Source organism: Pseudomonas sp. Irchel 3A7, from assembly GCF_900187565.1.
Classification (GTDB): Bacteria; Pseudomonadota; Gammaproteobacteria; order Pseudomonadales; family Pseudomonadaceae; genus Aquipseudomonas.
On the sequence record NZ_FYED01000001.1, the window covers coordinates 438,872 to 460,408 of the forward strand.

At 59.8% G+C, this 21,537-nt stretch carries 18 protein-coding genes and 1 tRNA gene; 5 read left to right on the top strand and 14 right to left on the bottom strand.

The window, feature by feature from the left end:
* Nucleotides 1–37 precede the first annotated feature (37 nt).
* Nucleotides 38–113 (top strand) — tRNA-Thr (locus tag CKW21_RS01975).
* A 180-nt stretch (nucleotides 114–293) separates the two neighbouring features.
* On the opposite strand, the gene CKW21_RS01980 is transcribed toward CKW21_RS01975, so the two are convergent.
* The 4 genes from CKW21_RS01980 to CKW21_RS01995 all read right to left on the bottom strand — a co-directional run bounded on the left by CKW21_RS01980 (nucleotide 294) and on the right by CKW21_RS01995 (nucleotide 2,830).
* Nucleotides 294–959 carry a hypothetical protein gene (locus CKW21_RS01980; RefSeq protein ID WP_256590094.1) on the bottom strand — a complete coding sequence of 222 codons (666 nt, stop codon included), beginning with the start codon at nucleotides 957–959 and terminating at the stop codon, nucleotides 294–296.
* A gap of 246 nt (nucleotides 960–1,205) precedes the next feature.
* Nucleotides 1,206–1,916, bottom strand: a complete 711-nt coding sequence (locus tag CKW21_RS01985; RefSeq protein ID WP_095192342.1) for an SDR family NAD(P)-dependent oxidoreductase — start codon at nucleotides 1,914–1,916, stop codon at nucleotides 1,206–1,208.
* A 42-nt stretch (nucleotides 1,917–1,958) separates the two neighbouring features.
* The gene (locus tag CKW21_RS01990; protein ID WP_095192343.1) at nucleotides 1,959–2,615 is read right to left on the bottom strand and encodes a DsbA family oxidoreductase; all 657 of its coding nucleotides are present in this window, start codon (nucleotides 2,613–2,615) and stop codon (nucleotides 1,959–1,961) included.
* Nucleotides 2,612–2,830, bottom strand: a complete 219-nt coding sequence (locus CKW21_RS01995) for a 4-oxalocrotonate tautomerase family protein (RefSeq protein WP_095192344.1) — start codon at nucleotides 2,828–2,830, stop codon at nucleotides 2,612–2,614. Before CKW21_RS01995 ends, CKW21_RS01990 begins: the two co-directional genes overlap by 4 nt.
* 219 nt (nucleotides 2,831–3,049) lie before the next feature.
* Between CKW21_RS01995 and CKW21_RS02000 the strand changes: the two genes are divergently transcribed.
* Entirely contained in the window at nucleotides 3,050–3,373 is a 324-nt protein-coding gene (locus CKW21_RS02000) for a helix-turn-helix domain-containing protein (protein ID WP_095192345.1), read from the top strand.
* On the opposite strand, the gene CKW21_RS02005 is transcribed toward CKW21_RS02000, so the two are convergent.
* From CKW21_RS02005 to CKW21_RS02030, 6 genes are all read right to left on the bottom strand, one after another.
* Entirely contained in the window at nucleotides 3,370–3,717 is a 348-nt protein-coding gene (locus CKW21_RS02005; RefSeq protein WP_095192346.1) for a type II toxin-antitoxin system RelE/ParE family toxin, read from the bottom strand. The two genes, CKW21_RS02000 and CKW21_RS02005, sit on opposite strands and share 4 nt — an antisense overlap.
* 356 nt (nucleotides 3,718–4,073) lie before the next feature.
* On the bottom strand, nucleotides 4,074–4,847 hold the full coding sequence (locus tag CKW21_RS02010) for a DeoR/GlpR family DNA-binding transcription regulator (RefSeq protein WP_095192347.1): 774 nt from the start codon (nucleotides 4,845–4,847) through the stop codon (nucleotides 4,074–4,076).
* Nucleotides 4,848–4,902: 55 nt separating this feature from the next.
* Complete coding sequence (gene pdxA, locus CKW21_RS02015) at nucleotides 4,903–5,904, bottom strand: 4-hydroxythreonine-4-phosphate dehydrogenase PdxA (RefSeq protein WP_095192348.1); 1,002 nt, start codon at nucleotides 5,902–5,904, stop codon at nucleotides 4,903–4,905.
* A gap of 5 nt (nucleotides 5,905–5,909) precedes the next feature.
* A complete protein-coding gene (locus tag CKW21_RS02020) occupies nucleotides 5,910–7,190 on the bottom strand; it encodes a four-carbon acid sugar kinase family protein (RefSeq protein ID WP_095192349.1) in 1,281 nt (426 codons plus the stop codon).
* Nucleotides 7,187–8,200 carry a 2-keto-3-deoxygluconate permease gene (locus CKW21_RS02025; protein ID WP_095192350.1) on the bottom strand — a complete coding sequence of 338 codons (1,014 nt, stop codon included), beginning with the start codon at nucleotides 8,198–8,200 and terminating at the stop codon, nucleotides 7,187–7,189. Before CKW21_RS02025 ends, CKW21_RS02020 begins: the two co-directional genes overlap by 4 nt.
* A gap of 295 nt (nucleotides 8,201–8,495) precedes the next feature.
* Nucleotides 8,496–9,782, bottom strand: coding sequence for an OprD family porin (locus CKW21_RS02030; protein WP_095192351.1), 1,287 nt, complete (start codon nucleotides 9,780–9,782; stop codon nucleotides 8,496–8,498).
* Between the two features lie 443 nt (nucleotides 9,783–10,225).
* On the opposite strand from CKW21_RS02030, the gene CKW21_RS02035 reads away from it, so the two are divergent.
* Nucleotides 10,226–12,319, top strand: coding sequence for a TonB-dependent siderophore receptor (locus CKW21_RS02035; protein WP_095192352.1), 2,094 nt, complete (start codon nucleotides 10,226–10,228; stop codon nucleotides 12,317–12,319).
* Between the two features lie 200 nt (nucleotides 12,320–12,519).
* Here CKW21_RS02035 and CKW21_RS02040 read toward each other — a convergent pair whose 3' ends face one another.
* The 4 genes from CKW21_RS02040 to CKW21_RS02055 form a co-directional block, all read right to left on the bottom strand.
* Entirely contained in the window at nucleotides 12,520–12,732 is a 213-nt protein-coding gene (locus tag CKW21_RS02040; protein ID WP_095192353.1) for a hypothetical protein, read from the bottom strand.
* A gap of 245 nt (nucleotides 12,733–12,977) precedes the next feature.
* Nucleotides 12,978–14,084 carry an agmatine deiminase gene (aguA, locus tag CKW21_RS02045; protein ID WP_095192354.1) on the bottom strand — a complete coding sequence of 369 codons (1,107 nt, stop codon included), beginning with the start codon at nucleotides 14,082–14,084 and terminating at the stop codon, nucleotides 12,978–12,980.
* 5 nt (nucleotides 14,085–14,089) lie between these two features.
* Complete coding sequence (gene aguB / locus CKW21_RS02050; protein ID WP_095192355.1) at nucleotides 14,090–14,968, bottom strand: N-carbamoylputrescine amidase; 879 nt, start codon at nucleotides 14,966–14,968, stop codon at nucleotides 14,090–14,092.
* 268 nt (nucleotides 14,969–15,236) lie between these two features.
* A complete protein-coding gene (locus tag CKW21_RS02055) occupies nucleotides 15,237–18,149 on the bottom strand; it encodes an aminotransferase (RefSeq protein ID WP_095192356.1) in 2,913 nt (970 codons plus the stop codon).
* Between the two features lie 179 nt (nucleotides 18,150–18,328).
* Between CKW21_RS02055 and CKW21_RS02060 the strand changes: the two genes are divergently transcribed.
* Both CKW21_RS02060 and CKW21_RS02065 read left to right on the top strand, forming a co-directional pair.
* Complete coding sequence (locus tag CKW21_RS02060) at nucleotides 18,329–20,137, top strand: ATP-binding protein (protein ID WP_095192357.1); 1,809 nt, start codon at nucleotides 18,329–18,331, stop codon at nucleotides 20,135–20,137.
* Entirely contained in the window at nucleotides 20,134–21,528 is a 1,395-nt protein-coding gene (locus CKW21_RS02065) for a sigma-54 dependent transcriptional regulator (protein WP_095192358.1), read from the top strand. Before CKW21_RS02060 ends, CKW21_RS02065 begins: the two co-directional genes overlap by 4 nt.
* Nucleotides 21,529–21,537 lie beyond the last annotated feature (9 nt).

A 21,537-nucleotide genomic window follows, 5' to 3' on the forward strand; every position in this document is an offset into this window, starting at 1 on the left:
AGAACCAGCCCAATCGCTATAATCGTCGCCCTGACACGCCGGTATAGCTCAGATGGTAGAGCAACTGACTTGTAATCAGTAGGTCCCGGGTTCGATTCCTGGTGCCGGCACCATACAAAACAAAGCCCTCGTAGAAATACGAGGGCTTTGTTGTTTCTGGGCTTTGGAACGCTTTCACTTTAAAAGGCGAAAACGTCCAAAAAGTGCCCACACCCAATTTGTTTCTCTGCCAGCAACTTCCTCGCTTCACCCAGAGAAATTTCGTATCGGTTAATGACCGGTGCGACTCAATCTCAAAACCTAATCCGCAACACCGTGCGCCAAATATTTTTGAGCAACGATCGCCGGTGTTTTTTCCAGTTGCGCTCCCACCACTCATCTTCATTGATGGCGACCTTCAGAATATTACTGCCTGCCACAGCTGCCCCGTGCTGACGAAAAAGCATGGGGAATACGCAATGTTGTTTGATCTGCTGCTTGAACACGACATCGACCGGTTTGCCGGAGTAAGGCGTTTCGGCCAGGACCTGACAACCTTCGCGAGAGATGATGTAGGCATGGAGCGCAACCACTTCACCCCGGGCAACGAATGGGAACCACGTCAGCCACGTTCGGCCCATGCTGTATCCCAGGTGCAGTGACTGGAATTTTTTACCCCGTACAAACCGATTCACCCATCGGACCTGCATCGCGCGAAGCTTGTAGGGTTTCGCGTCGTCCTCGAAGATCAGGATTCTTTGCCAATTTTCAGCCAGGGCCATTCTGGCGAGTGCTTGATGCGACTCAAAACAGCCCTGGACCGGGTCGCTGCAGCGTTCGGTAACGAAGAATTCAATCGGGTTGGAAATCTGGGCTGCGACCGTCTGCTCGAATAATGCGCGCCGGTCTTCGCGCTCACTCAATGAAATGCAGAACACGCGATCAACGTCGAAAGAGACCTTTTTCAGTGTGGCCCCCATCAACGACGGTCCTCCCCCGGCAGACAGATCGACACGCGATGCAGCTTCAAGTACTCCACTCGAAATCCTTCATTGCTCCTCCCGTGACCCCGTGCCACGGAAAAGAGCCAATGATCATCATGAAGTCACCGCTGCGTATGTCAGACGCTTCTGAAAATGCTGCTTATCACCTCACTCGAAACCAAAAAACAAAGCCCTCGTAGCAATACGAGGGCTTTGTTGTTTCTGCCGTTGAAAAACCAGGTCTTAGTGACCCGCGCTCTGACCGCCATCAACGTGCAGGATTTCGCCGGTGACAAACTTGGCGCCATCCAGGTACACGACTGCGTTGGCGATGTCATCGATATCGCCCATGTGACCGACCGGGTGAAGTGCGCCCAGCGCGGCGTGGGTTTCTTCGCCGTGCATCGGGGTTTTGATGATGCCAGGCGAAACCGCGTTTACCCGAATGCCGCGCTTGGCGTACTCGATGGCCAGGGATTTGGTCGCCGCGTTCAGGCCACCTTTGGTCAGCGAGGCCAGTACCGATGGCACGCCGTCGATGGCGTGATCAACCAGGCTGGTGGTGATGTTGACGACGTGGCCGCTGCCATTTTTTTCCATCTCGGCGATGGCCAGTTGGGTGATGTAGAAGAAGCCGTTGACGTTGACCGACAACACATTGGCGTAGTCTTCAGCGGTGTACTGGGTGAACGGCTTGGCGATGAAGATGCCGGCGTTGTTGACCAGAGTATCGATACGGCCGAAACGGGCGATGGCTTCACGAATCACGCGCTGGGCGGTTTCCGGTTCGCCGATGTCGCCTGCCACGGTGAGGATGTCCGGATCGGTGGACGGCTTGATCGAACGCGAAGTGGCGACGATCTGGTAGCCGAGTTCACGGAAGGCCTTGACCATGCCGTCGCCGAGACCTTGGGATGCGCCAGTGATGACGATGACTTTTTTCGAATTGCTCATGATGTATACCTCTAACAATAGTGGGATTTGAAATTCGATGAATCAGGCTTCAGCAGGGGCCGTCGCCATTTGTCTCAACATTTGTTCGTAGTACTCGACCGATTGCGAACCGGACACCAGGTGACGGCCGTTCAACACCATGGCCGGGACCGAATTGATGCCGTGCTGCTGGTAAAACGCCTCAAGCTCACGCACTTCCTCGGCAAAGGCACCTGACACCAGCACCTCTTGTGCACGGGCCTCGTCCAGTCCCGCTTCACCTGCCAACCGCACCAGCGTCTGCTGATCACTCGGGTTCTGGCCTTCGCTGAAGTAAGCGCGAAGCAGGATTTTCTTCAGCGCCACCTGACGCCCTTCCTCCAGTGCCCACAGCAACAAACGGTGAGCGTCGAAGGTGTTGTAGAAGTGCGTGCGCTTCTCCAGATCGAACTTGAAGCCAATGGCCGCACCGCGCTCGATCTGCATCTTTTTGCCGGAAGCGACGTCCTCGGCAGTGCGCCCGTATTTGCGCATCAAGTGCTCGACGGCTTTCTCGCCTTCGGGCGGCATGTTCGGGTTCAGCTCGAAGGGCTTGTAGGTCAGCTCAACCGAAATCTCACCCGCCACGTTCTCGATCGCCTGCTCCAGCGCCGTAGCGCCCAGGGCGCACCATGGGCACACCACATCGGAGATGAAATCGATGGTCACCGACGCCGTCATGACTGCCCCTCTTGCGCCAGTTGCTTGCGGTACTGAGTGGTGGTGATCCCGGCGTAGCCCCAGTTATCGGTGTCGACTTCCTCGATCACGATGTGGGTCAGGTCTGGGCGCTTGTTAAGGACGCGCTCCAGTGTTTCAGTGATTTCGGCGATCACCTGAGCTTTCTGCTCAGTGGTAACGCCGTCGCGGGTGATGCGTACGCTTACGAAAGGCATTGAGGAATCTCCAGTGACCTTCCCTCGGAATGATGGGAGAGGCGTTGGAGCTCAATGTAGGGAGTTCGCTGGAGGGGATAAAGGTGGGGGCGGGAACATCATTAGTTACGTGGTGTAATGGGTGTCACGAGGGTGAGCAAAAAAACGGTTGCTTCAATTGATCAATCAGCTAACCTTAATTTATCTTAAATTTTAGATAATCCCTAAAGAGGAATGCCCATGGCAATTCAATTCTTCGACAGCCCATTCCATGTCACGTATGACGAGGAAATCGCGAGCAAAATGGCTTTAAAAATGGAACTCTCGATCTTCATCACTGATTGCATCAAAAAGCTGGGCCTGAAACAGAGTGAGGCAGCGACCATGTTAGACGTGACCCAATCACGCATCTCAGAGCTAGCCACTGGCAAGATCGAGAAATTTACGATCGATGCAATGATGGACATGCTGGATAAACTCGGCTTTCGCACTACGTTTACCTTGCCGTCCGATGATGCCGGGGCCTTGCCTCGGATCGTCATTTCACAAGTTCAAACCCGCTAGACATTGAACCCCATTTTCCGGAGCTCACTTTTCAGCTCCTTCAGCCGATTTTGCGCAACCGCCATGGCGTGACGATCGGTCCCGTTCGTTGTTTTGATGAATGAATGAAGGACAAAAATGGTGTCCGCGTACTTCGCAATGTAGACACATCGGTAGGCAGGGCTACCGTTGATGATCAACTCAATTGCACCAGCCCCAACTGAACTCAGCTGCTTTATTGCCAACTCAGGGTCCGCGCTGTATTGCGCACGCATCAAGTCTTTTCCGAACTCATCTTGTACCCATGCCGGCAATCCCTTGTACTCACGAGTTGCCGCTTCATTTACAAAAGCAAATCTCTTCAAAAGACAGATTCCTACGTGAATCGGGCGGCGCCCTCCGAACTCTCAAGTAGATGATTGGTAGGGCCCTGTTTGGTAGTCATCGCTGGCTCTTTCCGCAGTAGGACTCAGACTTTTTTGATGCAGTCCGTTTTGTAACGTGTCGCAATTTTCCACTTTTTGCGACACGTCTTGGGAACGTGTCGTCACGGACGACAGGTTGGCGACATGTGTTACCGAAAATGGGTTTTGCGACATGAGCGGTGTGGCGAGGGAATCTGGTATCGCTTCAATGCACGACAACGGCGTTGGATATCAGATTTTTGGGGCAGCTACGCAGCCCAACGCGAGCAAGCTCGCTCGCCACAAAAAGCAGGAAATCAGGCGACGTCCACGGTTTCCACAGTGATTTGCGCAATCGCGTGAAACGGCGCAAGCAAAGCCTCATCGGCGGAGGCACCGGTGATCAGCCGCCATTCCCGCTCGATGGGCGTCCAGTGTTGCTGGCGAGCGCGACCCAGTTTGTCGGTGTCGGCGAGGACGACGATTTGGGCGGCACGTTTGATGATGCACTCCTTGAGATACGCCTGCTGCGCACTCGCTTCGCACAAGCCGAATTCCGCGACGACGCCGTCCGCGCCGAGGAAGGCTTTGTCGACGCTCAACCGGCTCAACGTCAGCTCTGCCAGCGGTCCCAACGTGCTCATGCTCGAACCGCGCAAGTCACCCCCGATCAGGGTCAGGCGCACGCCCGGTGCGTTGGCCAGGGTCATCACGGCGAGCAGGTTGTTGGTGACGACGTGCACGTCCTGGCGCGAGCACAGGTGATGGGCCAGCGCAGCGCAGGTGGTGCCACCGTCGAGCAGGACGGTGTCGCCGTCCTGAACGTGGGCCGCTGCTGCAAGGGCGATGGCGTCTTTCTGTTCCCACTGGCTGGTCTTGCGCTCTTCCAGCGAGGCTTCCGGCTCATGGACGCCCACCACCGCGGTGGCGCCGCCATAGGTGCGGACCAGGTGCCGCTGTTTGGCGAGCATGGTCAGGTCGCGTCGCACGGTTGCTTCCGAAACCCCGAGCGCCGCGCTCAATTGCTCGACGTTGGCATCACCGATGCGCACGAGTTCGAGGATGGCGCGGTGACGTTCGGACACTTTCATGGCGGGTCTCGTTGTTTGGACGGTGGTCGATCTTACACGACAGCGCCGCCGCCGCTCATCCCCGTCGCGTGGCCAGCTCCGCACCCTGACGCAGTGCTTCGAGCAGGCTGCGTTCATCGGCGATGCCCTTGCCGGCGATATCGAAGGCGGTGCCGTGGTCGACCGAGGTACGGATCACTTCCAGGCCCACGGTCACGTTCACCCCGGCTTCCAGCCCCAGCACTTTGACCGGGCCATGGCCCTGGTCGTGATACATCGCCACCACCAGGTCGAAGTCGCCGCGTCCGGCGCGGAAGAACAGCGTGTCGGCCGGCAACGGGCCGGTCACGTCGAGACCGCGTTCCTGCAGCAGCTTCACCGCCGGGATGATTTTTTCTTCCTCTTCGCCATAACCGAACAGGCCGTTTTCACCGGCATGCGGGTTGATCCCGCACACGCCAATTCGCGGGCGGGCGATGCCGGCCTTGATCAATGTGGCGTTGCCGCGCTCGATGGTGCGCTGGACCAGACCCGGCTCGATTTTGCGGATCGCGTCGATGATGCCGATGTGGGTCGTGACGTGGATCACCCGCAGCTGCGGCGCCACCAGCATCATCGACACTTCGTCGACGTGGGTCAGGTGCGCGAGCATTTCGGTGTGACCAGGGTACTTGTGACCGCCGGCGTGCAGCGCTTCCTTGTTCAGTGGCGCGGTGCAGATCGCGTCGATCTGCTTGGCCTCGGCCAGCTCCACGGCGCGGGCGATGTACTGATAGGCGGCGTCCCCGGCAATGGGCGACAGCTCGCCGAAGGGCAAGTCATCGGGGATCAGGTCGAGGTCGATGCAGTCGATGGTGCCGGCCTCGTAGCGCGCCTGGGAGGCGTCTTCGATGCGGCGCACTTTGGCGCTGCCGCCGACGATCACATTGGCCTGCTCCAGGCGTCGCGCATCGCCGATCACCAGCGGCCGGCACTGTTGGTAGACGATGTCGTGGGTCAGGCTCTTGACGATGATTTCCGGACCGACACCCGAAGCGTCGCCCATGGTGATGCCAATGATGGGGAGGTAGTTGCTCATAGTGTTCATTCGAGTCCCTGGATTCGTGGGCGTTGGAGCTGGGAGCGATCGTTGATGTCGCTCAAGTGTCGCCATGCCGCATACAAGGCGCGGTCGGTGCCGAACGCGCCTGCCTTGGTAATGATTGCCGGGCGATAGCCGTGGCGGGAGGCGCTGGGCCGACCGAAAGCCACGCCCGCTTCGACTTCCGCCAGCAGTTGCAGGCTGTCGATGCCGACGGTGGTCAGAATGGCTCGCGCCGTCTCGCCGCCCGTGGCGATCAGGCCGCCAACCTTGGCGAAGTGCGGTTCGACCATCTCAGCCAGCATCGTTGAAAGGTGCGCCCCTTCTTGCGGGTCGAACGCTTCGTCGCGGCCGATGCGCAGCAGAAGGTCACTCCAGCCTTCGAGCTGTTCGCCGATGCGGGCCTGCCAGGTCGCCCAGTCTGGATGCTGGCTGCCTTGGCGCAGAACGGCGGGCGGAACGATCAATTCGCTCAGTCCAGCCTGCGTTTTCAATACCGTGCATTGCCGCTCACAGACGCCGGAGAGGCTGCCAACCATTACTAGAGTCGACGCCGGATTTTTCTCGCTATCGGTGCTTTCGATACGCTGATTCGATGTATGGAAAAAGTCGGGCAGTTGGGCGATTTCCCGCGCCAGACCACCCGAGCCAATCCAGAACAGTGCTTGGTCCAGTGTCGCGGTCAAACGCGCCAGGGTCAGCAAATCGTCTTCGGTCTGTGCATCGACGATCACTGCCTGCGTATTACTTCGGGCGAGTTCGGCGAAATAATGCGCGAGTGCATCCGGGTCGCCGCGCAGGGTATAGAGGTCCAGTTTTGCGGTACTCAGGCCGGTGGCGACGAGCATGGCTTCGACATCCGCCGGGCGGTCGGCGTTTTCCAGCTTCCAGGTATCGGTGGTCTCCAGCGGCTGGCCGTTCACGAATACCCGACCGCCGCGCAGCGTGCGCCCGGTGGCGGGGAATGCCGGGGCGACGATGGCCAGCCCCGCCAACGGTTGCAGGGCGGCGACTTCCGCCGCCCAGTTACCGCGCAAGGTCGAATCGATTTTCTTGTACAACCGCTGCCCGGGTTTACGCAGCGCCTTGAACGCCGCGACAGTGCGCTCGGCTGCCTGCTCGGGCGACAGGCGTCGCGTGTCGGTATCGGCGGCGATTACCTGCGCATCCGGCTGATCGTTCAAGGCGTCGAGCGTCACTACGGTCTGCAGCCCGACACTGGCAAAGCCGATGGCGCAATCCGCCGCGCCGGACAGATCGTCGGCGATGATCAGAATACTCATCGCAAGGCTTCCCGCTTTTGCGGTTTGAGGTCCGGCTCGGGGACCACGGCGGCGTTGCGCTGCTGCACGCGTTTGGCGACGGCAGCGGTGAGTATCGGCGCCAGGATCGCGGTCACCACAACGCAGGCGGCTACCAGTATGGTCGCGCTCTTGGCCGCCTCGGCGTAGACCGGGTTTGCCGCTGCAATCAGCGCAGGTACGGCGGCGGCATTCCCGGCAGTGGTGGCTGCCGCAACACCCGCGACACCAGTGCCACCGGTCAAACGATCAGCAAAAAACAGCGGGATACCGGTCAGCACGACAACCGCGACACCCATGGCGAGGCCCAACAAACCGGCTTGCCATACGTTATGCAGATCCAGACTCGCACCAAGGGCCAGGGCGAAGAACGGGATCATCACCGGCACGGCCTTGGCCAGGAAGTCACGCATGTCACGGTCGAGGTTGCCCAGCAACATGCCGAGGGCCAGCGGCAGGATGCTGCCCACCAGCGTCGGCCAGGGAAAGGCTGACAGACCGGCAATGCCCAGCGTAACCATCGTCAGAAAGGGCCCCGACTCCAGCGACATCACCGAATAGGCACCGACATCTTCGGAGCGGCCGTACTGCCCCATCAACGCCATATACAAGCCGCCATTGGTGTCGTTCATCGCAGCGACCACCGCCAGTGTGGAAATGCCGGCGAACAGTCCTGACGAAATTGGCTGCTCACCCAGGAATTGCCCGAGCACGATGCCCAGCAGCATGGCGATGCCGACTTTGGTGATGAGCAGCGTACCGCCCTTCTTGAGCAAATAAGGCGTGGCCTTGATATTGATGCTCGCGCCCATGCACACGTAGAACACCGCCAGAATGGGCAATGCACCGGTGAACAACGCGTTGGTGAAAGAACCGAAAAACTTGGGGGTGTCAGGCGTGAAGGTTGCGACCAGCGAGCCGATCAGCAGGGGCACGATCATCATGCCGCCGGGGATGCGTTCAATGGTGCGCTTGATAGGAATCTGGGCCACGAGGGTCTCCTTTTATAATTGTTTGGTAAGACGTGTATCACCTCGAAACTGACTGAACTGATCATGCAATGATTAGTTCAGTCAAAATAATCTTAGGGCATTGCCTCATTTTGCGCAATTCAATCAACAAGAATGCTCATTTCGATCATCCAAGGTGAAAACCGTGACGGCGGTAGACCATTGAATTGCTCCTGAGGCGCAGACCAGAGCCTGCAGCGCCCATAAAAAAGCCCCGAACCAGTCGGGGCTTGTTTTTTCCCGGCCTTGAATCAGGCCTCGATAACGCAACCGATCATCAGAAAATGTTGATCGGGTAATCCACGAACACACGCACTTCGTTACCGCTGACGTTGTATTCGCTCGATTTCTGCGACACGCGCAGGATGGAGCTACGCAGTTTTACGCTCAGGTCTTTGGCCGGGCCGCTTTGCACGACGTACTTGAACTGGTTGAAGATTTCACGCTCGGTACCGCCCTCGCTGGTGGACGTGGTGATGTTGTCACCGCGCACATAGGCGAAGTTGTAGCTCAGGCCCGGAACACCGAAGGTGCTGAAGTCCAGGCCGTAGCCCAGTTGCCAGCTGCGTTCGTCTTCGGCGTTGAAGTCGGACCAGTAGGAGTTGGCCAGGTAGATGGTGTTGCCACCGTCGCCGACGCGGTTCTGATCTTTCTGGTAGCCACCGTACGGGTAGCCCAGGTTGCTGTCGCCGGTGCTGCGCTGGTAGCCGAGGGTGAACGAGTGCGGGCCGGTGGCGTAGATCGCAGCCAGGCTCCAGATTTTGTTGTCGTCGCCTGTAGCACCGACGTCTTCAACATAGGAACTGTCCAGCTTGGTGCGGTAGCCGTTGAAGTCCAGGGTCAGGGACTGATCCTTGGCCAGCGGGAACACATAGTTGGCGTTCACGTATTGCTTCTTCAGCACGTCTTCGACGTCGGAGGCGTACAGGGAAGCCTTGAACTGTTCGGTGAACTGGTAGCTGCCGCCCAACACGTTGATCGACTTCAGGCCACCGCTGTCGTGGCCTTCAGCGCTTTTACGCGATTCGGCGGTGAAGCGACCGGCGTTCAGCTCCAGGCCCTTGATCTCCTTGGAGGTGATCAGGGTGCCGGTGTAGCTTTCCGGCAGCAGACGCACAGTGTCGTAGCTCAGCACCGGCAGGGCCGGCATCTGGTCGCCGTAGGTCAGCGTGGTGCTGGACAGACGGAACTTGACGGCGGCGCCAGCTTTGGCAAGGTCGTCAGCTGCGCTGCCGCTGTCACCTTGTTTAAAAAAGTCGATGCCTTGTGCGCCGCTTTTGCCCTTGCCACCGTCCAGACGCAGTGCGTACAGACCGAAGGCATCCACGCCCACGCCCACGGTACCTTGGGTGAAACCGGACGAGAACGTGCCGATAGCCGCTTGGCCCCACTCGGCTTTATCGTCCCGGCCATCTTTGAAATCACGGTTCATGTAGGCGTTGCGCAGCAGCACTTTGAGGCTGCTGTCTTCGACAAATCCCTTGGATTCGGCCTGGTCGTTAGCCATGGCCTGTGAAGCGCTCAAAATCCCCAGAGCGATCAGGCTGATTCGCTTGTTCAACATTTTATTTTCCTTATTACGGGTTGAAACGCGCTGTGTCGAACGGCTGAAACGGCACTATCGCGCTCTTTTTTCATTCCGCAAACAAAAAAGCCCGCCCACGATCACTCGCGGCGGGCCTTTTTATTATTTTAGGGTCATGGCGGTCTGCCACAGGCGTTGGCCGAATCGTAGCCGTGCCCTTAACGATGTGTCAATTTCATGAATCGTCTGGAATTAGGCGAAAATCGTCTAAGAAATGACTCTACGCGGCAGAATCATTCAATTCCCTTCCGTTTATTCAACCGTTGAATCACCCAGCATCGAGCTGAAAGTAACAAAATAGACACAATTAGAAACAATCCATCAGGGGAACCAATAAAGAATAATTAACAGAAGTAAATAGCAAGCATTACCATTTGCACCGCTTCAGCTGCCCCCTAAAAATCCTACGGATGCGTTTTTCAATGCCTGCCCCTTTTCGCGTTTTGCCCTGCAGTCTTGGGCTTTCTGCTTTGCTGTCTGCCGGTTTTTCCTACGCTTCACCTACCACTTTACCCGCCACCGCCATCAGCGCCGAAGCCGAGGCCGATGACCCGCGCGTGAAAGAAACCAACACCGCGACCCGCACCAACACGCCGGTGCGCTACGTGCCACAAGCCATCGACTCGATCAAAACCGCGAACGTCGTCGATTACGGCACCAACGATCTGGGCACCGCCCTCAGTGGCATTCCCAACGTCAGCAGCGGTGCTGACACCCGCTTCGACAGCCTGCGCATCCGCGGTTTTGACGCCAGCAACGACTTTTATCTCGATGGCATCCGCGACGACAGCCAGTACGTGCGCGACTTGCACAACATCGAACGCATTGACGTGCTCAAGGGGCCGGCCGCCGTGTTGTACGGCCGTGGCAGCCAGGGCGGGATCGTCAACCGGGTGAGCAAGCTGCCGGAATTCGGCCGCCGCTCAACCCTCGAAGCACAGGGTGGCAGCGACGATTTGCGTAGCCTCTACGCCGACCTCAGCACCGACCCTTCCGAGAACATCAGCCTTCGCCTGAACATGGGCAACATGGACCAGAACAGCTTTCGCGATGGTGTGAGCGGCAATCGCCAATTGTTCGCGCCGTCGATGAGCTGGCAACTGACTCCCGACCTGAACTGGCTGGTGCAGTACGAATACAGCCGCTATAACCGTACGCCGGATCGCGGTATTCCCGGGGTAAACGGCCGGCCAGCGGATGTAGACCGCGATACGACCTACGGCAGCGAACACGATTTCATCGATGACAAGTCGCAATCCCTGCGTTCGAAACTCACCTATGAACTCAGCGACAACTGGCAGCTGCGCCAGACCCTGGGTGTGTTCAAGCTCAACAGCGATTTCGACAACACCTACCTGACCGGCTATACCCCGGCGACCAATCGGGTCACGCGCCAGCGCTGGCAGCAGGACCTGACCACCCGCAACGTCTACAACAACGTTGAGCTGGAAGGCGGCTTCGATACCTTCGGCCTGGAGCATCGCCTGCTGACCGGGATCGAGATCGGCAGCCAGCGGCGCGATCCGACCTTGTACACCGCCGCCACCAACGGACCGGGCAGCTCGCCTGTACCGTCGCTGGACCTCAACAACCCCAATCGCGATTTGCGCCACACCGGGCGCATGCAGGTTTCCAGCAGCTCACACACCGAGGTCGAAAGCCGCGCGGTGTATGTACAGGATCAGCTGCAACTGAACGATCAATGGCAATTGCTCGCCGGTTTGCGCTACGACACGTTTGACATCGAATCGACCAACAAGCTGCGGGGCATTTCCGAAGACCGCGACAGCCACAGCACCAGCCCGCGTGTAGGACTGGTCTGGACGCCGTTGGAGAATCATTCCTTCTATGCATCCTGGTCGAAGACGTTCTCGCCGGTCGGCGGTGGTTTGATTGGCATCACGCCGGGCGCCGCGGGTAACACCAACGACCTCAGTCCCGAGCTGACCCGGCAGAAAGAAATCGGCGTGAAGAGCGACTGGCTGGACGATCGCCTGAGCACCACACTGGCGATCTACGAACTGGAACTGTACAACCGCCGCACCAGCGACCCGAACAACCCGACCATCACCCTGCTCTCCGGCCTGCAACGTTCACGCGGGATCGAGCTGACCGCCACCGGCAAGATCACCGGCAACTGGTACGTGCGCGGCGGCGTGGGCGTGCAGGACGCAACAGTCGAAAAGGACAACAACGGCTTTGAAGGCAAGCGCATCAGTAACGTGGCCAAGCACAACGGCAGCCTGTTCCTGACCTGGAAACCGGAAATGGGCTGGTACGCCGAGACCGGATTGACCCTGGTGGGCGACCGTTATGCCGATAACCTCAACACCACGGTCCTGCCGGGTTATGGGCGCTGGGACGCATTGACCGGGTTCCGGCACAAGGATTGGGATTTGCGCGCAGCGCTGAACAACATCACCGACAAGACGTATTACTCCTCGGCGACCAGTGCGGCACAGATACAGCCGGGGGAGCCGCGTAGCGTGGTGGTCACTGGAACCTACAGTTTCTAAAACTACTGCATAACCCTGTGGGAGCGAGCCTGCTCGCGAAAGCGGTGGGTCAGTCGACATCGATGGTGGCTGACACACCGCATTCGCGAGCAGGCTCGCTCCCACATTTGATCCTCATTGATCACAAAATATGCTCGCCCATAAAAAAAGCGCTGCCATCCCGGCAGCGCTTTTGTTTTATCAATCCGTTGTTTTTCTTCTTATCCTTCCATCACATCCCACAACGCATCCAGTTCCGCTTCGCTGAATAAACCAGCGGGGTAGCGCTCGATCATCGTCCGGCGCGGATCAGTCTCGCTGATCGGACGCGTTCCATTGGACTTGAACCAGTGCGCCAGGATCTGGAGCGATTCGCCATTGACTGCCAGGGGATGCAACGCCCGCTCGCTCACCACATTCACTTCGGCGTTCATTTCAGCGCTCTCTCCTGGTTTGTGAGCGGCTAACTTATCCAAGGTTTATGACAGAACATCGCAGTTCTCCCCCTCCCCGAGTTGCCTCATGAGAGATACAAGAGCTATGCCAATGTGTCTGGAGTGTCGATAAGCGGATACAAAAAAGCCCGCAATCCTGAAAGGCCGCGGGCTCTGTGCGAGGTCACGAGCGAAAACGTTTGCGTGAATGATTTGGCAATCAACTCAAGCTGTTACGAGGTCACTCACTCCTTGTGCGGCGCAGGCTGCTGTTGGGTAAGGCAGTGAATGTTACCGCCACCCAGTAACAGTTCGCGGCCAGGTACCATCACCACTTCGTGCTGCGGGAACAGCGTCTGCAGGATTTCCTTGGCGGGACCATCCAGTGGGTCATCGAAACTCGGCGCGATGATGCCGCCGTTGACGATCAGGAAGTTCACGTAGGAACCGGCCAGACGCACCGATGGATTACGTTCCTGGGTGCCATCCACGGGGTCGACACCCGCGCATTCTTCTTCGGTCGCGTACAGCGGCCCCGGAATCGGCATCTTGTGCACCGTGAACGGGCGACCCTTGGCGTCCGTGCTGCTTTGCAGCACCTTCATGGCCGCCTGGCAACGCGGGTAGTTCGGGTCCTGCGGGTCGTCGGTCCACGCCAGCAGCACTTCACCCGGACGCACGTAGCAGCAGAAGTTATCCACATGGCCGTCGGTTTCGTCGTTGAACAAACCGTCCGGCAGCCAGATGATCTTATCCACAGCCAGATTGTCTTTGAGCACCGCTTCGATTTCCGCGCGGTTCAGGTGCGGATTGCGATTGCGGTTGAGCAGGCATTCTTCGGTGGTGATCAGCGTCCCTTCGCCATCGACGTGGATCGAGCCGCCTTCGAGCACGAAGCCCTCGGTGCGGTAGCGCGGGCTGCGCTCGATCTCGAGGATTTTGCCGCCCACCTGCGAATCACGGTTCCACGGTGAATACAGGCCACCGTCGAAACCGCCCCAGGAATTGAAATCCCAGTTCACGCCACGGACTTCGCCGCTGTTATTGATGACGAACGTCGGGCCGGTATCCCGGACCCAGGCGTCGTCGCTGGACATCTCGACCACGCGGATATTCGGCACGTCGAGACGGGCACGGGCGTTTTCGTATTGGCCCGCGGAGACCGCCACGGTGACCGGTTCAAAACGCGCGATGGCCTTGGCCACTGCCACGTGCGCGGCTTGCGCCGGTTTGCCGCCCAGGCGCCAGTTGTCCGGACGCTCGGGCCAGATCATCCAGGTCTGGGTCTGGGGTGCCCACTCGGCCGGCATGTAGAAGCCGTCTGCGCGAGGGGTGCTTTTCAAAGTGGTCATGTCGATCAGGACTCCAGGGTTCCGTCGAGGGTTTTCAGCGCGCCGTACAAGTTCGGACGACGGTCACGGAACGAGCCCCACGCGCTACGGATGTGTTCCAGTTGGTCGAGGTCGAAGGTGTGAACCAGAATGCCTTCTTCGGTTTCATTGAGTTCCTGCACCTTCTCGCCGAACTGGTTGGCGATGAACGACGAACCATAAAAGGTAATGTCGTAGCCGTCTTGTTCTTCATTGCCGATGCGGTTACTGGCGATCAGCGGCATCAGGTTAGCGCCGGCGTGGCCCTGTTGCACGCGTTGCCAGTGATCGCGGGACGAAATGGTCTTGTCGTGGGGCTCGCTGCCGATGGCGGTCGGGTAGAACAGGATTTCCGCGCCCTGCAGCGCCATGCTGCGCGCCGCCTCCGGAAACCACTGGTCCCAGCAGATGCCCACGCCGATTTTCGCGTAGCGGGTGTTCCAGACCTTGAAGCCGGTATCGCCTGGGTTGAAGTAATACTTTTCGTGGTAGCCAGGGCCGTCCGGGATGTGGCTTTTCCGATAAATCCCGAGGTTGCTGCCGTCGGCGTCGATGATCGCGATGCTGTTGAAACGCGCACGGCCCGCCAGTTCGTAGAAGCTGATCGGCAGCACCACTTGCAGTTCCTTGGCGACTTTCTGGAAGTGCTTGATGGCAACGTTGTCTTCCACGGTCGTAGCCAGTTGCAGGTAATCCGGATTCGGCTTCTGGCAGAAGTACGGCGCCTCGAACAGTTCCTGGATCAGGATGATCTGCGCGCCGTTGGCAGCGGCTTCACGGACCAGTCTTTCAGCGACCTCGATGTTGCCTTCAAGGTCCCAGGAACAGGCCATCTGGGTGGCGGCAACGGTAACGATACGGCTCATGAATCATCTCCGGGCAAGTGCTTGACGGTCGGGCATGGCTTATCCGCGCCCTGGCAGTGGCGACTTTATAACCGATAAAAATCGGCTTTTGAAGCTATTAATCTGCCTCTTGTCAAAAATTACGCTCTTAAACCCGATAACAATCGAATTAATATCGCAAAACAAATGTGGGAGCGAGCCTGCTCGCGAAAGCGTCGTACCAGCCAACCTCAATACCGACTGAACGATCGCCTTCGCGAGCAGGCTCGCTCCCACAAGGGGTAAATGTTTACAGGTCTTCGGCGAGCACCTTCGAGAGCATGTCCACAAAGAAATCCACGCTCCGACGCGATGTCACCATCGGCGGCTTGATCTTGAGTACGTTCAGGTAATCACCCGTCGGTTGCATGAAAATGCCAAGGTCGCGCAAGCGATCGCACAGGGCAGTGGTTTCCTCGGTCGCCGGTTCCAATGTTTCGCGATTGCGGATCAGCTCCACGCCCAGATAAAACCCGGAACCATGCACCGCGCCCACCAGCGGATGAATATCGATCAGCGCTTCGAGTCGCTCCTTGAAATACCCGCCCACGACCTGGGCGTTTTCCCACAGTTTTTCTTCCTCCATCACATCCAGTACTGCCATGCCGATCTGGCAACTGACCGGACTGCCCCCCGCCGAGGAGAAGAAATAGCCCTCGGCCTCCAGCGCTTCGGCGATTTCCCGACGGGTGATCACCGCGCCCAGTGGCTGGCCGTTGCCCATGCCCTTGGCCATGGTGATGATGTCCGGCACCACGCCTTGCTCTTCGAAGCCCCAGAAGAAATGGCCCATGCGTCCGTAGCCCACCTGTACTTCGTCGGCAATGCATACACCGCCCTGGGCGCGGACCCTTTCGTAAACCTGTTTCAGATAACCCGGTGGCAGCGAGATACCACCGGCATTGCCGTACACCGGCTCGCAGATGAAACCGGCCAGTTGGCGTTTCTGCTCGGCGATTTTCGCCAGGTTGTGTTCGACGCTGCGCACGTAGTCCGGCGCGCTGTCCGGCCCACGGAATTCACCGCGATAGGTGTTCGGTGCAGTGACCGGATGCACCCAGTCCGGGCGGCTTTCCAACGCCTTGGGGTTGTCGGCAATCGAGGTCGACACCGCATCCGCGCCCACGGTCCAGCCGTGATAGGCCTCCAGCACGCTGACAATGTCGCGGCCGCCGCTGTAGGCCCAGGCCAGACGGATCGCCAGGTCATTGGCCTCACTGCCGCTGTTGACCAGGAACACGCGATCCATGGAGTCCGGCGCCAGCTTCAGCAAGCGCTCGGAAAACTCAGCCACGGCGGCGTAATTGAACCGCGAGTTGGTGTTGAGCAGCGACCATTGGCGGCTGGCGACCGCGGCCATGCGCGGATGACCGTGGCCGAGCACCGCGACGTTGTTGAGCATGTCGAGGTACGAGCGGCCCTGCATGTCGATCAGGTGGTTGCGCCAGCCACGCTCGATTCGCGGCGGATCGACGTAATAGTGTTTTTGCGTACGGGCGAAACTGGCATCACGACGGGCCAGCAAGGTTTGCGCATCGAGTTCTTCTTCGGCATCGCAAGCCAGCCCCAGGAGCGCCGCCGGTGACGGGCACAACGTTTGCCAGGCCGGCGCGCGGGTCGGTGTGCAGAACAAGGGCGCCGTGAACGACGCACCACGGCACAGTTGCACGAGCAGGGGTCCACTGACGGCCCCCAACACCTGACCTTTGACTAACGCGGCGCCTGCATTCAGTGACGGTGTCACGCCCCACAGACGCACGCTCAATTGCGGGCCATCCAGTTGCAGCACACCCGGCAACGGCTGGTGCACCACCCCGGCGAACGGCGCCTCGACCGCCGTGCCATGGGGCACGCGCAACTCGACGTGCAACGGACAAGTGTCCGGCTCGTTGGCGTCATCCGGCCGGGTGCGGGACAGACGGTATTGGCCGTAACGGCTGGCCGCCAGGCCGTGGGCCACGGCCGCTTCGTCCAGCAGGCGTTGATCGACACCCACCTGCTCCCAGTTACCAGCCTCGAAATGCGGGCTGAGTACACCCAGGTCGATCAAGGCAAACTCACGTCCCACCAGGCTCGGCAGCAGCGGTGCAAAACCGTCACCGGCTATGCCTGGCAGATTCTGCCCGACAGCGGTCAGGATCGCGGCCTCCATCAGCGCCAACGGCACCGAGGTCGCCACGCGGAAAATTTCCCATTCGTGAGTCAGGTTGTCGCGACTGTAGGCGTTACCCGGATCGATGCTGACCTGCTGCTCACCGCTGAGCACCAACACTGCCGCACGAGCGACGATTAACGGCCACAGTGCCAGCAGCTCTTCATGCTGCAAGGGATTGACCGCGTGATAGGCCTGTACCGCCGGCAGAATGCAGAACGGGTCGCCATCGGCGTGGTGCAGCAATGCCGCGCAGGTGACCGACAGATCGGTGATGCGCCAAGTGCGGATCAGATCCCCGAAATCGATCACGCCCTGCAACTGCCATTGGCGCGCTGAGTCGCGCTGCCACACGACGTTGTCGTCAGTGATGTCCATATGGATGGCCTGGATCGGCAACTTGTCCACCAAGGGCTGCAAGTGACGCTCGGCTTGCTCCGCCGCTTCGGCGATCAATCGACGTTGAGCGTCATCCTGGATGACTGGCAACAAATGCGCGATCAGTGCCTGGGCATGGCGCGCGTCCCACTGCAGGGTGCGCACCAGCCCCGGATGGTCGAATTGCGCCAACGCCAGGTCCATCTCGCCGCACAGGCGACCGAAACCCGCCACCACCGTGCGGTTGAAATGATCGAGGTGCGTCAGGGACTGGCCTTCGATGTAATCCAGCAGGCGCACATGCACCGCTTGGCCACTGACGTCCAGAGACAACAGGTCCGCACCGTTTTTTGCCGGGATCACTCGCGGCACCTGTACGTCGGGGTGTCCGCCCAAATGCTTGAGCCCGGCATGTTGAGCCTGCAACTCCAGCGCCGAATAATCGCCCCGGCAGATTTTCAGGACGAAACGCCCCTGATCGCTGTCGACGCGGTAGTTCAAATCCTGCTGACTGCCCAGGGCCTGCAACCTGCCGCCCAGCCCGTAATGCTCCTGCAACAGCTCAAGCGCTTGCTCCGCAGAGACTTGCGGACTGGGCAAACTGGCGCGATGAATCAACGTGGCGAGCGGCATGAAACAGACCTCTTCAAGGAAGGTGTTAAATTTATTAGGCGCCTATATCGCCACTGCGCGGGCCGATACGCAACCCCCCTTTCACCAGCCTGACGAACAACCGTCGGTCATCAACGGCTCGCAGACTGCGCCCGCAAGCCTAGGCATAATGTGCCCATACCCACAGGCGCTCGATGCTCATGACTCCGACCCTCCCCCGCAGACCCCGCTGGCGCAGCCTGGCCCTGCTCGCGCTGTGCCTGGCGCCGTTGTTGTGGCCGCTGGAGCATCTGGCCGAGCGCTACTACCGCAGCGAACTGGCCGGGCAGAACCGCCAGACCCTCGACCTCTACGTCGCCAACCTGCTGGGCACCCTGCACCGTTATGAAGTGCTGCCGCAGATCCTCGGCGATCTGCCGGCCCTGCGCGCCGTTCTTGGTGCGCCGGACGATGGTGTCACCCAGGGCAATGCCAACCGCCTGCTGAAAAACATCAGCTCCCAGACCGGTGCCGAAGTCATGTACCTGATGGACACCACGGGCAAGACCCTGGCGGCCTCCAACTGGGACAAGCACGACAGTTTCGTCGGGCGCAATTTTTCGTTCCGGCCGTACTTCAGCGAAGCCATGGCCGGGCGGCTGGGGCGATTCTTCGGGCTCGGCACTACGTCCGCCAAGCGCGGCTACTTCTTCGCCGCGGCCGTGCGCCAGGGCGAGAAAATCATCGGCGTGCTGGTGGTCAAGGTCGACCTCGACCACACCGAAAGCCTCTGGGGGAAAACCCCGGAACAGCTGTTGCTGACCGATCACAACGGCGTGGTCATTCTCACCTCACGACCTGAATGGCGCTTCCGCTCGACCCGTCCGTTGAGTGAAGACGAGCGTAAAGCCATCATCGCGATCCAACCCTATCCAACCCGCGATCCGAAGCCGTTGAATCTCAATCCCGATGCCTGGCTGACCCAGACCCAGGCCATCGCAGAAACCGGCTGGAATGTCAGCATCCTCGCGCCTCGCACCTTGATCGACCGTCCGGTACGCACGGTGGTCGCCGTTGGTGGCGCGACGTTGTTGGTGGTGATGCTGCTGCTCGGCCTGATGATGCAGCGCCGCCGTCATTACCTTGATCGAATAGCCTTCGAAGGCAAAGCCAGGCGTGAACTGGAGGGGCGGGTCGCCGAACGCACCAGCGATCTGGAAGGCCTCAACCGTCGTCTCAAACAGGAAGTGCTGGAGCGCGAGCAAGCCCAGCAAGAACTGGTACGCGCCCAGGATGATCTGGTGCAGGCCGGCAAACTGTCGGCATTGGGAACGATGTCGGCGAGCATCAGCCACGAGCTCAACCAACCGCTGGCCGCCATCCGCAGCTACGCGGAAAACGCCGAAGTGTTGCTCGACCATCAGCGCACCGACGATGCCCGCGGCAATCTCAAGCTGATCAGCGAACTGACCGGGCGCATGGCCTCAATCATTGCGCATCTGCGCGCCTTTGCCCGCCGCGATCGCCACGCCCCGGAAAGCGTCGCCCTGCAACCGGCGCTGGACGACGCCCTGGCCTTGCTGGCCAAGCGCCGGCGCAGCATGGAAGTCGAACTGATCCGGGATTTGCCCGCCGCGACCTTGTGGGTCGAAGCCGGGGAAACCCGCCTGCGCCAAGTGCTCGGCAATCTGCTGGCCAACGCCCTGGACGCCCTGACGGAAAAAGGCCCGCCACGTAAACTCTGGCTGAGTGCCCAATCCAGTGCCGATGGCGTCAACCTGTACATTCGCGACAATGGCCCCGGCTTCTGCATGGAGGCCCTTGGTCGCGCCAGCGAACCTTTCTACACCACCAAGACCCGCACCCAGGGGCTTGGATTGGGACTGGCGATCTGCGAGACCCTGATGCGCGCCTTCGGGGGTGAACTGTTGTTCGCCAACCACAAGGAGGGCGGCGCCCTGATTACCCTGAAACTGCGCGCAGGCGCGCCGGGTGTGAGCCTGCAACCGTCCGAGGACCGAAGTGCATGACCATCGACAATCGAATTCAGGTCGTGTTGATCGACGATGATCCCCACCTGCGCCAGGCCCTGAGCCAGACCCTCGATCTGGCCGGCTTGAAAATTCTGCCGCTGGCCGAGGCCAAGGGCCTGGCCGGGCAACTGGAACGCGACTGGCCGGGGGTGGTGGTCAGCGACATTCGCATGCCCGGCATGGACGGAATCGAACTGCTGACCGAACTCCACGCTCAGGACCCGGAGCTGCCGGTGTTGCTGATCACCGGTCACGGCGACGTGCCGCTGGCCGTGCAAGCCATGCGCGCCGGGGCTTATGACTTTCTGGAAAAACCCTTCGCCAGCGACGCCCTGCTCGACAGCGTGCGCCGCGCCCTGGCCTTGCGCCGCTTGGTGCTGGATAACCGCAGCCTGCGCCTGGCCCTGAGCGATCGCAATGAGCTGAGCACACGACTGGTCGGGCAATCGCCTTCGATGCTGCGCCTGCGCGAGCAAATCGGCGCCCTGGCGGCGACCAAGGCCGATGTGCTGATCCTGGGTGAAACCGGTGCCGGTAAAGAAGTGGTGGCGCGAGCGCTGCATGATTTGTCGAGCCGCCGAAACGGTCCCTTCGTGGCGATCAACGCCGGGGCGCTGGCCGAATCGGTGGTCGAGAGCGAGTTGTTCGGTCATGAGCCGGGCGCCTTCACCGGTGCGCAGAAGCGGCGCATCGGCAAATTCGAATTCGCCAACGGCGGCACATTGTTCCTCGATGAAATCGAAAGCATGAGCCTGGACGTACAGGTGAAGTTGCTGCGCCTGCTGCAGGAACGGGTAGTCGAACGCCTGGGCGGAAATCAGCTGATTCCACTGGACATCCGCATCATCGCCGCCACCAAGGAAGACCTGAGGCAGGCCGCCGATCAGGGGCGTTTCCGCGCCGACTTGTATTACCGCCTGAACGTCGCGCCGTTGCGCATTCCACCGCTGCGTGAGCGAGGTGAAGATGCGCTGGTGCTGTTTCAGCATTTTGCCGATGAGGCCAGCAACCGTCACGGCTTGCCGCCCCATGAACTGCAACCGGGCCAACGCGCCCTGCTGCTGCGCCACACCTGGCCCGGTAACGTGCGCGAACTGCAAAACGCCGCCGAACGCTTCGCCCTGGGCCTGGAACTGGCGCTGGACAACAGCGAGTCGCAAGGCGGCGCCGGCACCCTGGTGGAACCGGTCAGCGGTGGCTTGAGCGAGCAAGTGGAAAACTTCGAAAAAACCCTGATCGCCGCCGAATTGGCACGCTCCCATAGCTCCGTGCGCAGCGTTGCCGAAGCCCTCGGCATTCCGCGCAAGACCTTGCATGACAAACTGCGCAAACACGGCCTGAACTTCGCCGACAGCGGAGCCTCCAGCCAGACCGACGAACTCGATTGAGCCACCGTC

Excerpts from the sequence above, each read along its gene's own strand:
- CKW21_RS01980 (WP_256590094.1), bottom strand. The coding sequence starts at position 959 with ATGGGGGCCACACTGAAAAAGGTCTCTTTCGACGTTGATCGCGTGTTC.
- CKW21_RS01985 (WP_095192342.1), bottom strand. The coding sequence starts at position 1,916 with ATGAGCAATTCGAAAAAAGTCATCGTCATCACTGGCGCATCCCAAGGT.
- CKW21_RS01990 (WP_095192343.1), bottom strand. The coding sequence starts at position 2,615 with ATGACGGCGTCGGTGACCATCGATTTCATCTCCGATGTGGTGTGCCCA.
- CKW21_RS01995 (WP_095192344.1), bottom strand. The coding sequence starts at position 2,830 with ATGCCTTTCGTAAGCGTACGCATCACCCGCGACGGCGTTACCACTGAG.
- CKW21_RS02000 (WP_095192345.1), top strand. The coding sequence starts at position 3,050 with ATGGCAATTCAATTCTTCGACAGCCCATTCCATGTCACGTATGACGAG.
- CKW21_RS02010 (WP_095192347.1), bottom strand. The coding sequence starts at position 4,847 with ATGAAAGTGTCCGAACGTCACCGCGCCATCCTCGAACTCGTGCGCATC.
- pdxA (WP_095192348.1), bottom strand. The coding sequence starts at position 5,904 with ATGAGCAACTACCTCCCCATCATTGGCATCACCATGGGCGACGCTTCG.
- CKW21_RS02020 (WP_095192349.1), bottom strand. The coding sequence starts at position 7,190 with ATGAGTATTCTGATCATCGCCGACGATCTGTCCGGCGCGGCGGATTGC.
- CKW21_RS02030 (WP_095192351.1), bottom strand. The coding sequence starts at position 9,782 with ATGTTGAACAAGCGAATCAGCCTGATCGCTCTGGGGATTTTGAGCGCT.
- CKW21_RS02035 (WP_095192352.1), top strand. The coding sequence starts at position 10,226 with ATGCCTGCCCCTTTTCGCGTTTTGCCCTGCAGTCTTGGGCTTTCTGCT.
- CKW21_RS02040 (WP_095192353.1), bottom strand. The coding sequence starts at position 12,732 with ATGAACGCCGAAGTGAATGTGGTGAGCGAGCGGGCGTTGCATCCCCTG.
- aguA (WP_095192354.1), bottom strand. The coding sequence starts at position 14,084 with ATGACCACTTTGAAAAGCACCCCTCGCGCAGACGGCTTCTACATGCCG.
- aguB (WP_095192355.1), bottom strand. The coding sequence starts at position 14,968 with ATGAGCCGTATCGTTACCGTTGCCGCCACCCAGATGGCCTGTTCCTGG.
- CKW21_RS02055 (WP_095192356.1), bottom strand. The coding sequence starts at position 18,149 with ATGCCGCTCGCCACGTTGATTCATCGCGCCAGTTTGCCCAGTCCGCAA.
- CKW21_RS02060 (WP_095192357.1), top strand. The coding sequence starts at position 18,329 with ATGACTCCGACCCTCCCCCGCAGACCCCGCTGGCGCAGCCTGGCCCTG.
- CKW21_RS02065 (WP_095192358.1), top strand. The coding sequence starts at position 20,134 with ATGACCATCGACAATCGAATTCAGGTCGTGTTGATCGACGATGATCCC.